Below are 12,848 nucleotides of genomic sequence, written 5' to 3'. Positions count from 1 at the left end.
TGAGGGTTACCGACGATCTGAACAGAATATTGCCGTGCGTTTCAGTCAGCTCTTTTTTCATCGAAATAAAGCCTGACTTAGGTTTTTATGCCCTTTTTTGAATAAATGCACGGTATGTAGGATACATTTTTCCGAAAAGCATACGGTGCTTTTTTATTTGGAACTGGGGTGAGAAACGATGATGGATGAAGAAATGATGATCTTGTTCGAAAATTACACAGCATTGATGGAAAGCGGACAATATCTTCAGTTAAAACAGGAATTGAATGAAGAACAGCCTGCCAATATCGCAGAATATTTCGAAGAACTGCCTCCGGAAAAGCAGCTGTTCATTTTCCGTCTGCTCTCCAAAGACGTGGCGGCGGAAGTATTTTCTTATATGGATAATGATACACAGGAGCATATCGTGCAGTCTATCACAGACCGAGAAGTGCGCAACATCGTAGATGAAATGTTCCTGGACGATACGGTCGACTTTCTGGAAGAAGCACCTGCCAATCTGGTCAAAAAGGTGCTTCGTAATACAGACGCAGAAACCAGACAGCTGATCAACCGCTTTCTGAACTATCCCGAAAATTCCGCGGGCAGCCTGATGACGATCGAGTTCATGCGCCTGCGTACTCATATGACGGTTGCCTCCGCCCTGGCAGAGATCAAACGTACAGGTATGGATAAGGAAACAGTCTATACCTGCTATGTCATTGATGCCCAGAGAAAACTGATCGGCGTTGTGCCTCTGAGAACGCTGATCTGTGCGGAAGATGATGTGACAGTCGGCGAATTGATGCAGGATGATCCTGTTTCCGTACACACACTGGATGACCAGGAAGAAGTCGCAAATATCTTCAAAAAATATAACTGGATGGCTTTGCCTGTTACTGATAAAGAAGGCCGCCTGGTTGGCATCATCACTGTCGATGACATCGTGGACGTTATCGAACAGGAAACTACAGAAGATATGGAACTGATGAATGCTGTCCTGCCTTCCGATGATGAATACCTGAAAATGAGCGTTGTGGCTCTGGCTAAGAACCGTATTCCCTGGCTTTGCGTGCTGATGATCTCCGGGACATTGAGTGCCTTTGTTATTGGGATGTATCAGGATCTGCTGGATTCCGTTGTGGTCCTTTCCAGCTTTATGACCATTATCACCGGTACAGGCGGTAACGCCGGTTCCCAGGCATCTGCTATGATCATTCGTGGTCTGGCTCTGGGTGAGATCCAGATGCGGGATACCCTGAAGGTCGTATTCAAAGAACTGCGGGTCGGTGCCATCTGTGGTGTCATTCTGGCGATCATCAATATGGCGCGTATGACATTCTTCGATGGCGCAACGCCTTTCAATATCGACCTGACGGTTTCCATCAGTATGGGTGTTGCCGTTATTCTGGCGAAAACACTGGGCTGTATTCTGCCTATCCTGGCGAAGGCAGTCAAGCTTGACCCTGCGATGATGGCCGGCCCTTTGATTTCTACCGTAGTCGATGCTATCGCGCTGGTGGTATATTTCAGCATCGCAACAACTTTAATTCTTTAAGTGCAAATAAAAAAGCCTTTGGAACGAAACGTTCCAAGGGCTTTACTTATTTATGTGCTTTTGTATTTTTCTGCCCAGCCAGCAAGCGAAAAATATCTTTACAGTATCCAAAGGCAGGAATACCAAGGCTCCGGCGGGAAGCATCGCCAGAAAAGACGCATTTGTCACCGTTGCCAGCCAGAAGGTGCCGATGCAGTATGTAATGCAGGTTGCTAGAAACATACCGCTGAATTGCAGAAAGGGCTGCGAGAAGCGATGAATAAAGGCGGAGCTGATGCCTGCCAGAAAAAGATAACCCACCAGATAGCCGCCGCCGGGGGCAGCAAAACGGCTGATGCCTGCCATATAGCCGGAGAAAACGGGCAGGCCAATGGCACCTAACAGGAGATACAACCCTACGGCTGCCACGGCCTGTTTTGGTTCCAATATGTAAGCAATAAAATAGATGGCGAGGGTCGCCAAAGTCAGGGCAATGGTGCTGACGGGGATGGGGATGCTGACAGGCGCAAGGATACACAAAATCGCTGCCATCAGGGCAATACAGGTCAGGTCCCTTGTTCTCATCAGATATCCCTCCTTTTTCGTATAATTAGACGAAATTATAAGGGTTTCTTAATTTTCTGTCAACCGTCTTTTCAAAAACCAAGTGCTATGGTATGATAGCGAAAAGAGAGGAAAAGAAGTAAAGGAGAGATTCTATGGCAAGAATTTGTAAAAAATGCGGCGGCGAAGTGGGCGCCAATGATTTGTATTGCATCCACTGCGGCATGCCTTTGGAAAAAGAACGGGAAGAATGGAAAGAAGAAAATAAACAGGAAGAACGAAATTTGGCAGAACCCTTGAGTGTAGGGGCATATCTCTTGGTGGGTATCCTTTTGCTGATCCCTGTTGTAAATATTATCGTACCGATCATCTGGATCTTAAACAAAAACGGCAACCCTAACCGCCGCAATCTGGCGAAGGCATGGCTGATTCTGGCTGTGGTGGGGACAGTCCTGACAGGGATACTTTCCTTTGGGCTGTTCCAGTTCTTCGTGATGGATCATTATGTGCCCTATGACTATCATTTTGAATATACCTTTCCGGGAGAACTGATACCGGATACGCAGTTTCTGGAAGATTTTCCTGTGGAGCTGAACGAGATCTAAGGACGTAGAAATACGTCCTTTTTTGTGCGGATAATTTTGCCTTGCCGAGAGATACTATTCCCAAAAGCTGAAATAGAGAATGAAAAAGGAGATGGGAACTTGGAATGGAATCTACTGGCATGGGTGCAGCTGTTGTTTTTTGGGCTGGGCGCATGGTTTTTTTTCAAGAGCAGCCGCAAAAAGGGTGCGGGCGAAGGCCTGCGGTGCGAAGATAACATCATTGAGATGGATAGGCTGATGGAGATGGAGGAAAGACGGCTGACAGAGCCTCTCTCGGAGCAGACAAGACCGAGAAAGCTGGAGGAGATTATCGGGCAGGAGAAGGCCATCAAAGCCCTCAGAGCGGCTCTCTGCGGCCCCAATCCCCAGCATATTCTGATCTATGGCCCGCCGGGGGTGGGGAAAACGGCAGCGGCACGGCTGATTTTAGAGGAAGCAAAGCAGAAAAAAGACTCTCCTTTTGGGGAAAAAGCAAAATTTGTGGAAATTGATGCCACGACCCTGCAATTTGATGAACGGAACATTGCAGACCCGTTGATGGGTTCCGTCCATGACCCCATTTATCAGGGGGCAGGAGCCTTCGGCAATGCGGGTATCCCCAGACCTCGCCCGGGGGCAGTCTGCGATGCCCACGGGGGTGTGCTTTTCATCGACGAGATCGGAGAACTGCATCCCGTCCAGATGAATAAGCTGCTGAAGGTTTTGGAGGACAGAGTGGCGCGCTTCCAGAGCAGTTATTACAGCCGGGGCAACAAAAACATCCCTCCCTATATCCATCAGATTTTTCAGAAGGGCATTCCTGCGGATTTTCGTCTGATCGGGGCGACGACCCGCAGTCCCCATGAGATTCCCGATGCGCTCCGTTCCCGCTGTACGGAGATATTCTTTGACCGACTGGATAGGAATTCTGTGGAGAAGATTGCGGAAAACAGCCTGCATAGGGCGGGTTTGGATTACGAAGAAGGTCTTTGTGGGAAAATTGCGGCCTATGCCAGAGGGGGCAGGGATACGGTAAATCTGGTGCAGTCGCTGACTTCCCTTGCATGGATGGAAGGAAACAAGATCATCACAGCGGCAGATCTGGAATGGGTGGCGGAGGCAGGAAAATATCAGCCGATGTATCAGCGGAAAATTCCTGAAAAGCCGCAGGTTGGTGTAGTCAATGGATTGGGCGTGCAGAATCACGGTGGTGGGATGCTTCTTTCCGTAGAAGCCATTGTGCAGAAGGGAAAGGGCGGCCTGACGGTGACAGGTATTCTGGAAGAGGAAGAATTTAAAAACCGACAGGGCTCTGCCAAGCGGAAAAGCAACGCCCGTTCCGCGGCGGAAAATGTACTGACCCTGATGGAGCAGTTTGGCTTTTCCAAAGAGGAATACAGCGTTCATCTGAATTTTCCCGGCGGTATTCCTGTGGACGGCCCTTCGGCGGGGGTGGCTATGTTTTTGGCGGTCTATTCTGCCTTTACGGAGGCCCCTGTGCCCAATGATATTGCCCTGACGGGGGAAATCAGCCTGCGGGGGCAGGTATTGCCTGTAGGGGGCGTGGAAGAGAAACTGGAGGCGGCAAAGGAAGCGGGGGCGACCCGTGCCTTTATCCCTGCGGAAAACTGGAAGGAAGCCTACAAAGAAATGGAAATCGAAGTCATTCCCGTGGGGGATGTGCAGGCGATTTTGCGGGAAGTATTTCTGGCAGAAGGGGCGACCCTTTCCGAAGGAATGGAGTATTTAAAAGAAAAGGGCATTTCTTGAGGAAATGCCTTATTTCTTTTCTCGACAATATTTGACCAAATCATAGATTTATTGTATACTATTTAGTTAAGGTGGAAAAGTATACTTTTTTGCCTGAAAGAAACAGAAAATCTATCGTTTTGAGAAAACTATTGAAATATATGAGGTGAAAACTATGGAGAAAAAACAACCGATCATCGTGCCGATGATCGCCTTGCGTGCCCTGACGGTATTTCCCGGTATGGCTATCAGTTTCCCCGCTGGCAGACAGAAATCTCTGGATGCCCTGCAGGCTGCGGAAGAAAATGGCAAGGAAATCTTTCTGGTGACCCAGAAGGACCCTGCAACGCCCGATCCCGGCAGAAATGACCTGTATGATATTGGCGTTCTGGCAGAACTGAAACAGGTGCTGAAACTGCCCGGCAATCTGACACACGTTATTGTAGAAGGCAAATGCCGTGGCAGACTGACCAATATCCATGTGAAAAACTGCGACTATGGTGAAATCACTACTATTGCGCAGGATTTTGACGAAGAACCCAGCGAACACGTGCAGGCGATTATGAAAATTGCCGTGGAGGAATATGATCAGTATCTGAAACTGGCGCCCAATACAGCGGCTATGGACCTGATGGGCAATGTGGTTTCTGCCACAAAACCCGGCCAGCTGGCGGATATCATGGCGGCAGGCCTGGAACTGCCTTTCAACCGCAAGCAGGAATTTCTGGATATCCTGAATCCTTTTGAACGACTGGAAGCGGTCATCACAATGATGCAGAAAGAACGTCAGGTTCTGGATATCAAGAAAGAGATCGAAGAAAAAACAAAACAGAAGATCGACCAGAATCAGAGAGAATATTATCTGAGAGAAGAACTGAAAGTGATCCAGGAAGAACTGGGCGATAAGGACGGCGTGGGCGCTGATGCGGCGAAATATCGTAAACAGCTGGAGGAAAAGAACCCTCCTGAACATGTACGCAATACCATCGAAAAAGAAATCGATCGTATGCTGAAAATTCCCGTGACATCCCCCGAATCCAATGTTTCCAGAAACTATATTGAAACACTGCTTTCTCTGCCCTGGGTGGAAACGACGGAAGAATCTTTTGATCTGCCAAAAGCGGCGGAAATTCTGGATGAAGACCATTACGGCATGAAAAAGGTGAAGGAACGTATTCTGGAATACCTGGCTGTTCGCAAAAATGCGCCTGAGGAAAATGCTACTATCCTTTGCTTGGTAGGCCCTCCCGGCGTTGGTAAAACATCCATCGCCCGTTCTGTGGCGAAGGCTCTGGATCGTAAATACGTCAGAATGTCTCTGGGCGGCGTGAAGGATGAAGCGGAGATCCGCGGCCACAGAAAAACATATATCGGCGCGATGCCCGGCAGAATCATCAATGCCATGAAGCAGGTAGGCACCATCAATCCACTGATGCTCTTGGATGAAGTGGATAAACTGGGTGTTTCCCATAACGGAGACCCTGCGGCGGCTCTGCTGGAAGTGCTGGACCCCGAACAGAACCATACCTTCCGTGATCATTTCATCGAATTGCCTTATGACCTGTCCAAGGTACTGTTCATGTGTACTGCAAATAGCCTGGATACCATCCCCGGTCCTCTGCGCGACAGGATGGAGATCATCGAACTTTCCAGCTATACAGCCCAGGAAAAACTGCACATTGCAGAGGATCATCTGGTGGGTAAGCAGAGAAAACGTCACGGCCTGACAGCAAAACAGCTGAAAATCAAACCAGATGCCATTGAAGATATCATCGACGGTTATACAAGAGAAGCGGGTGTGCGACAGCTGGAACGCACCATTGGCGAAGTTTGTCGCAAGGCGGTAACTGCTATCCTTTCCGGTGAAAAGAAATCTATGACAGTTTCTAAAAAGAATCTGGAGGATATCCTGGGGACAAAGAAATTCATGCCCGAAACGATTTATAAAGAACCTCAGGTAGGTATCGTCCGTGGTCTGGCATGGACAAGAGTGGGCGGTACGACCCTTTCCGTGGAAGTGAACTGTATGCCCGGCGACGGCAAATTCAAGGTAACAGGCAATCTGGGCAAGGTAATGCAGGAATCTGCAGAGGCGGCTATCAGCTATATTCGCTCGCAGAGTGAAAAATTCAAGCTGGAGCCTGATTTTTATAAAAAACAGGATATACATATCCATATCCCCGAAGGTGCAACACCTAAGGATGGCCCTTCTGCCGGTGTGACCATGGCTACAGCCATGATTTCCGCCTTGACAGGGAAAAAGGTGCGTAACGACGTTGCCATGACTGGGGAAATTACTATCCGCGGCAGAGTATTGCCTATCGGTGGCCTGCAGGAAAAAGTGCTGGCGGCGAAAAAAGTCGGTATCAAAACAGTTTGCCTGCCGAAGGAAAATGAAAAAGACCTGAACGACATTCCCGATGAGATTAAGGAAGGTCTGGAATTCGTTCTGGCAGAAACGATGGAAGATATGCTGCAAGCAGCACTGGCGAAGGGAGAAAGCGTATGAAAGTAACACAGAGCGACCTGAAATATATCGGGACAAATTTTTCCCATTACCCTATGGATGGCAAGCCTGAGATCGCTTTTGCAGGCAAATCCAACGTAGGCAAATCTACCCTCATCAACGCACTTCTGGGCAGAAAAGCCCTGGCAAGAACCAGTTCCCAGCCCGGCAAGACCCGCACAATCAATTTCTATGGTGTGAATGATATGATGTATGTGGTCGATCTGCCCGGCTACGGCTATGCGAAGGTGCCTAAGTCTGAAGTGGCAAAATGGGGCCAGATGATGGAAGATTATCTGCGCAGAAGGGAAGAACTGCGTGCCATCATCCTGCTGATCGATATCCGCCACGAACCCGGCAAGAACGATATCATGATGTATGAATGGCTGAAGCACTTTGGCTTCGATATCATCATTGCGGCGACGAAATCCGATAAGATCAACCGCAGCCAGATCCAGAAGCAGCTTTCCATCATTAAAAAGACGCTGAAGCTGCAGCCCGGCGATGTGCTGATTCCTTTCTCCGGCGAAAAGAAAACCGGTGTGGATGAACTGTGGGCGGAGATCGAAAAATTCCTGCCCGGAGGCGAGAAAGCAGAAGCAATCGAAGAAACAACAGAAGAATGATTCAAAAAAGAGCCTGTATGGGCTCTTTTTTAATCTTTATAAAATCTTAAAAAACGCTGAAAAAAACACTAAAACTCTTTTGCTATGATACTGACAGGAAAAGTTTTCACACAAAGGAGGAATCATTATGACAAATCAAAAGAATCGCTTTTTTACGGTGGTATTTTCCTGCTGCCCCGGGGCGGGGGAGATGTACTTTGGACTGTATCAGCAGGGCATCGGCCTGATGGGGTTGTTTTTCGGCACAGCGGCGCTGGCGATGTGGACGGGATGGGAAGAGCTGATACTGATTATGTGTCCCATCGTATGGTGCTACAGCTTTTTCCATACCCACAATTTGCGTCGGATGACAGAAGAGGAATTTGCGGAAGTGGAAGACAGATTTTTCTTTGAGGACTATGTGGAATGGGGGAAGGACTGGAAATTTACGGAAAAGCATCGACGTTTTTTCGCTGTTATCCTGCTGCTGATCGGGCTTTCTGCTTTGTGGCAGGAGGGGATCAGACTGTTGGGCTCTATCGTTTATATGCCTGAAATTTTCTGGAGCCTGAGCCGCAGCGTACCTCAGATTGCTATGGCAATCGTTATCCTGTATGCTGCTTTACGAATGATGAGAGGACCTCGGGAAGAAGTGGAGAGTGAGAATATCGAAACAATTTTAGAAGAGAAAACGAAAGAAGCAGAAACGGCCTGAAAGATCAGGCTGTTTTTTTAATATAAACAATTTCTTGATGCACAAAGCCGACATATTTTCTGCCGAAAAAGAATAAATTCCAAATGAAACGATATCGAAGCGCTGGCAGTACCGCGGACTGAAAGCCCTTCGGCTGCAATCATTTCATTTTTATATTTTTCGAAAGAGGAGGGAAAACGATGGAAGCATTCAACAACTTTGTAAGTACCATTAACGGCTTTGTATGGGGTCCTGTGATGCTGTGTCTGCTGGTTGGCACCCATGTGTTCCTGACGATTCGCACCGGTTTTATCCAGCGGAAAGTGTTCCGTGCCATCAAACTTTCTGTTACGCCGGATAAAGAAGCCACAGGCGATGTTTCCGGCTTTGGTGCTCTGGCGACGGCCATGGCGGCCACCATCGGCACAGGGAATATTGTAGGGGTTGCCACAGCGGTTGGTATCGGCGGCCCGGGGGCTGTTTTATGGGTATGGCTGACAGGTCTGTTTGGCATGGCAACAAAATACAGCGAAGCAGTTCTGTCTATCAAATACAGAGTAAAGGCGAAGGATGGTTCCTTCATTGGCGGCCCTATGTACGCGCTGGAACGTGGTATGGGGCAAAAATGGCTGGGCATTCTGTTTGCTGTTTTCACAGCCATCGCCTGCTTTGGGATCGGCAATATGACGCAGGGCAATTCTATTGCGGAATCTGTTCAGAATACCTTTGGTATCTCTAAAACCATCACGGGTGTGATCCTGACAGTCATTACCGGGCTTTGTATTCTGGGCGGCGTGCAGTCTATTGCGAAAGTCTGTGAAAAACTGGTTCCCTTCATGGCTGGTTTTTACATTTTAGGATGCTTGATCATTCTGATCATCAATGCCAGGTACATCCCGGATACTTTTTCCCTGATTCTGAGAAGTGCATTTAATCCCTCTGCAGCAGGGGGAGGCTTTGTAGGCGTTACCATTTTGACCTGTATCCGTTACGGGGTTGCCCGCGGGCTGTTTACGAATGAATCCGGGCTGGGTTCTGCACCTATCGTAGACGCGGCGGCAGCTACAAGAAACCCTTCCCGTCAGGGTTTGATCTCCATGTCCGGCGTATTCTGGGATACCATCGTTGTATGCCTGATGACAGGGTTGGTGCTGGTTTCCACTATGCTGAGAGACCCTGTTGGCATGGATGGCCTGATTGGTGCGGAACTGACTTCTGCAGCCTTTGGTACGATCCCTACCGTAGGGCCTATCGTATTGACCATCGGTTTGATCACTTTTGCTTGGTCTACGATCCTGGGCTGGTCTTATTACGGCGAGCGTGCATGGGTATATCTTTGCGGCACAAAATCCATCAAACCTTTCCGCGTTGCCTGGACATTGGTAGTATTCGTTGGCTGTGCGGCCACACTGGAAGTGGTTTGGAACGTGGCAGATACCCTGAATGCCTGCATGGCATTCCCTAACCTGATCGCTCTGCTGGGGTTGAGCGGTGTGGTTGCTTCTGAAACGAAAAAATATGTCTGGACAGAAGGCGGTCTGGATCAGTGGATGGAAGATGAAGCGCCTGTGGTAGATAAATAAAAGCAAAAAAAGAAAGAGTCTCGAGAGAGGCTCTTTCTTTTTTGATGGGGCGTTAAGATTTCGTTAATATTTTGTGCAAATTAACAATAGCCGGATGATATGAAATTCAGTGAATGAACGATAGAAAACCCGAAAAATGCCGATATTTTGGGGTTGTTGCATTTTTGTTCAATGAGTGAAAAAATTTAATTCACACTTTCTTAACGGACAAATGTCTTTTTGGAGGGTGGCGAAATGCATAAAAACATTGAGATATCAAGGAAAAAAGTGGTTATGTCATACAAAAAGATGTGGCAAAAATGTAAATTCTTTCAAGAATTTTCAAAAAGTGCTTGCCAGATTGGTAATTTTTATGTATTATGTAGGTGTGTTCCAAGTGGAATGATGTATGAGTATTTTTGGAAAACAGAAACCGCGGTCTGATAAGATACTGATGCACGCAATTATTTCATCTTTTTTTTAAGAGGGAGGGAAATGTATGGAAGCTTTTAACAACTTTGTAAGTACAATTAACGGTTTTGTATGGGGTCCTGTTATGCTGGTTCTGCTGGTAGGTACTCACGTATATCTGACACTGAGAACTGGTATCATTCAGAGAAAAACCTTTACAGGTATCAAACTTTCCGTTACTCCTGACTCCGAAGCATCTGGTGACGTATCTGGCTTCGGTGCCCTTGCAACAGCTCTGGCTGCCACAATCGGTACTGGTAACATCGTAGGTGTTGCTACAGCGGTTGGTCTGGGCGGCCCTGGTGCAGTATTCTGGGTTTGGATGACAGGTCTGTTCGGTATGGCTACAAAATACGGCGAAGCTATCCTGGCTGTTAAATACCGTGTAAGAGCAAAAGACGGTTCCTTCATCGGTGGTCCCATGTACGCACTGGAAAGAGGTTTAGGTCAGAAATGGCTGGGCGTTCTGTTCGCACTGTTTACAGCGATCGCATGTTTCGGTATCGGTAACATGACACAGGGTAACTCCATCGCTGAATCTGTTCTGAACACATTTGGTATTCCTAAAGTAGCAACAGGTGCTGTTCTGTGTATCCTGACAGGTCTGGTAATCCTGGGCGGCGTAAACTCCATCTCCAAAGTTTGTGAAAAACTGGTTCCCCTGATGGCTGGTTGCTATATCCTGGGCTGCTTGATCATTCTGGTAATCAACGCACAGTATATCCCTACAACATTTGCACTGATTATTAAATCCGCATTCAATCCTGCAGCTGCAGGCGGCGGCTTTGTTGGTATCACAATTATGCAGTGTATCCGTTACGGCGTAGCTCGTGGTCTGTTCACAAATGAATCTGGTCTGGGTTCCGCTCCCATCGTCGATGCTGCTGCAGCAACAAGAAACCCTGCAAGACAGGCTCTGATCTCCATGTCCGGCGTATTCTGGGATACAATCGTTGTATGTCTGATGACTGGTCTGGTTCTGGTATCCTGTATCGTTAAAGACCCCGTTGGTATGGACGGTCTGGTTGGTGCTAACCTGACATCCGGTGCCTTCGGTACAATCCCTGTAGTTGGTCCTATCGTTCTGACAATCGGTCTGATCACATTCGCATGGTCCACAATCCTGGGTTGGTCTTACTACGGCGAACGTGCATGGGTTTACCTGGTAGGCGTTAAGGCAATCAAACCTTTCCGTGTTGCTTGGACAATCGTAGTATTCGTTGGTTGTGTAGCTGCTCTGGAAATCGTTTGGAACGTAGCCGACACACTGAACGCATGTATGGCATTCCCCAACCTGATTGCTCTGCTGGGTCTGAGTGGTGTCATCGCTTCCGAAACAAAGAAATATGTTTGGGATAAAGACGCTGAAATGGGCGGTCTGATGAAGTGGATGGACGACGAAGCTCCTTCTGTTGACAAATAATTGAGGAATGAACTGAAAACAATATTTAATTAATAACCCGAAGATGAAATGATGAAGAAGCCCCAATGCTGGGGCTTCTTCTTTTTTGTGAATCATTGAAAAGCTTTAGAAATAAATTTCTTCTGAATAGAATTATGATGTTTTATCTATTGGAAATAAAAGAAAGAATGCAATAAAACAAAATGACAAAATGGACAAAAAAAGGTTCGCTATTTGAGGTTTTGTTCAAAATAAATTATAGAAAAAACAGGAAGAAATGAAAATTTTTTGAAATTTTTTTAATTTTTTCTTGATTTATTTCCTTTTTTTGGATATTATGGTTAATAGTTCCAATGGAATGTTGTATGAGTATTTTAGCGAAACAGGAACCGCGGCCTGGCAAAATGCTGATACAGGGAATTATTTCACTTATTCTCTAAGGGAGGGAATTTTAAAAATGGAAGCTTTTAACAATTTTGTAACTGCAGCGAATGGTATCCTGTGGGGTCCCATCATGCTGGTTCTGCTGGTTGGTACACACTGCTACCTGACAATCAGAACAAAAGTAATTCAGAGAAAAACATTTACAGCGATTAAACTGTCTGTAACACCCGATAAAGAAGCATCTGGTGATATCGGCGGTTTCGCAGCTCTGGCAACAGCTCTGGCTGCTACAATCGGTACAGGTAACATCGTAGGTGTAGCTACAGCGATCGGTACAGGTGGTCCTGGTGCTGTATTCTGGATGTGGATGACAGGTCTGCTGGGTATGGCAACAAAATACTCCGAAGGTCTGCTGGCTGTTAAATTCCGTGTAAGAGCAAAAGACGGCTCCTTCATCGGTGGCCCTATGTATGCTCTGGAAAGAGGTCTGGGTCAGAAATGGCTGGGCGTTCTGTTCGCAATCTTCACAGGTTTCGCAGGCTTCGGTCTGGGTAACATGGTACAGGGTAACTCCATCGCTGAATCCTGCCTGGGCACATTCGGCGTTCCTAAAATGATCACAGCTGTTGTTCTGATGATTCTGACAGGTCTGGTAATCCTGGGCGGCGTACAGTCCATCTCCAAAGTTTGTGAAAAACTGATCCCCTTCATGGCTGGTCTGTATATTGCAGGTTGTCTGATCATCTGCATCATCAATGGTGCATACATCCCCGCAGCTTTCAAAGCTATCGTTCTGGGTGCTTTCAATCCT

The 12,848-nt window shown here is 47.3% G+C and carries 10 protein-coding genes; 9 read left to right on the top strand and 1 reads right to left on the bottom strand.

Annotated features, from left to right (window positions below; genetic code table 11):
• Positions 1-178 precede the first annotated feature (178 nt).
• Positions 179-1,537 (top strand): magnesium transporter, encoded by a 1,359-nt coding sequence (mgtE, locus tag IJ369_RS09700; protein WP_330612991.1) that lies wholly within the window; start codon positions 179-181, stop codon positions 1,535-1,537.
• A 42-nt stretch (positions 1,538-1,579) separates the two neighbouring features.
• Here the strand turns inward: mgtE and IJ369_RS09695 are convergent, their stop codons facing one another.
• Positions 1,580-2,101, bottom strand: a complete 522-nt coding sequence (locus IJ369_RS09695) for a biotin transporter BioY (protein ID WP_290718532.1) — start codon at positions 2,099-2,101, stop codon at positions 1,580-1,582.
• Positions 2,102-2,235: 134 nt separating this feature from the next.
• On the opposite strand from IJ369_RS09695, the gene IJ369_RS09690 reads away from it, so the two are divergent.
• The 8 genes from IJ369_RS09690 to IJ369_RS09655 all read left to right on the top strand — a co-directional run.
• Positions 2,236-2,685, top strand: coding sequence for a hypothetical protein (locus IJ369_RS09690; RefSeq protein WP_290718530.1), 450 nt, complete (start codon positions 2,236-2,238; stop codon positions 2,683-2,685).
• 99 nt (positions 2,686-2,784) lie between these two features.
• Positions 2,785-4,434, top strand: coding sequence for a S16 family serine protease (locus tag IJ369_RS09685; protein ID WP_290718528.1), 1,650 nt, complete (start codon positions 2,785-2,787; stop codon positions 4,432-4,434).
• 154 nt (positions 4,435-4,588) lie between these two features.
• Positions 4,589-6,922: an endopeptidase La gene (gene lon, locus IJ369_RS09680; protein WP_290718526.1), complete on the top strand. Its 2,334-nt coding sequence runs from the start codon at positions 4,589-4,591 to the stop codon at positions 6,920-6,922.
• Complete coding sequence (yihA, locus tag IJ369_RS09675; protein WP_290718524.1) at positions 6,919-7,545, top strand: ribosome biogenesis GTP-binding protein YihA/YsxC; 627 nt, start codon at positions 6,919-6,921, stop codon at positions 7,543-7,545. Before lon ends, yihA begins: the two co-directional genes overlap by 4 nt.
• A 127-nt stretch (positions 7,546-7,672) precedes the next feature.
• Positions 7,673-8,239 (top strand): hypothetical protein, encoded by a 567-nt coding sequence (locus IJ369_RS09670; protein ID WP_290718523.1) that lies wholly within the window; start codon positions 7,673-7,675, stop codon positions 8,237-8,239.
• A gap of 179 nt (positions 8,240-8,418) precedes the next feature.
• Positions 8,419-9,801 carry an alanine/glycine:cation symporter family protein gene (locus IJ369_RS09665; RefSeq protein WP_290718521.1) on the top strand — a complete coding sequence of 461 codons (1,383 nt, stop codon included), beginning with the start codon at positions 8,419-8,421 and terminating at the stop codon, positions 9,799-9,801.
• Between the two features lie 478 nt (positions 9,802-10,279).
• Positions 10,280-11,674: an alanine/glycine:cation symporter family protein gene (locus IJ369_RS09660; protein ID WP_290718519.1), complete on the top strand. Its 1,395-nt coding sequence runs from the start codon at positions 10,280-10,282 to the stop codon at positions 11,672-11,674.
• 436 nt (positions 11,675-12,110) lie between these two features.
• The coding region (locus tag IJ369_RS09655; RefSeq protein ID WP_290718517.1) for an alanine/glycine:cation symporter family protein at positions 12,111-12,848 on the top strand (738 nt) is incomplete at its 3' end.

The organism is Anaerotignum sp. (genome assembly GCF_017483025.1).
Classification (GTDB): domain Bacteria; phylum Bacillota; class Clostridia; order Lachnospirales; family Anaerotignaceae; genus Anaerotignum_A.
The sequence above is the reverse complement of the archived record's forward strand: the minus strand, read 5'-3'. Positions and strand labels throughout refer to the sequence as shown.

What these genes read in the sequence shown, in the direction of transcription:
- IJ369_RS09690 (WP_290718530.1), top strand. Translation starts at nt 2,236, where the DNA reads ATGGCAAGAATTTGTAAAAAATGCGGCGGCGAAGTGGGCGCCAATGAT.
- IJ369_RS09695 (WP_290718532.1), bottom strand. Translation starts at nt 2,101, where the DNA reads ATGAGAACAAGGGACCTGACCTGTATTGCCCTGATGGCAGCGATTTTG.
- mgtE (WP_330612991.1), top strand. Translation starts at nt 179, where the DNA reads ATGATGGATGAAGAAATGATGATCTTGTTCGAAAATTACACAGCATTG.
- IJ369_RS09665 (WP_290718521.1), top strand. Translation starts at nt 8,419, where the DNA reads ATGGAAGCATTCAACAACTTTGTAAGTACCATTAACGGCTTTGTATGG.
- yihA (WP_290718524.1), top strand. Translation starts at nt 6,919, where the DNA reads ATGAAAGTAACACAGAGCGACCTGAAATATATCGGGACAAATTTTTCC.
- IJ369_RS09660 (WP_290718519.1), top strand. Translation starts at nt 10,280, where the DNA reads ATGGAAGCTTTTAACAACTTTGTAAGTACAATTAACGGTTTTGTATGG.
- lon (WP_290718526.1), top strand. Translation starts at nt 4,589, where the DNA reads ATGGAGAAAAAACAACCGATCATCGTGCCGATGATCGCCTTGCGTGCC.
- IJ369_RS09670 (WP_290718523.1), top strand. Translation starts at nt 7,673, where the DNA reads ATGACAAATCAAAAGAATCGCTTTTTTACGGTGGTATTTTCCTGCTGC.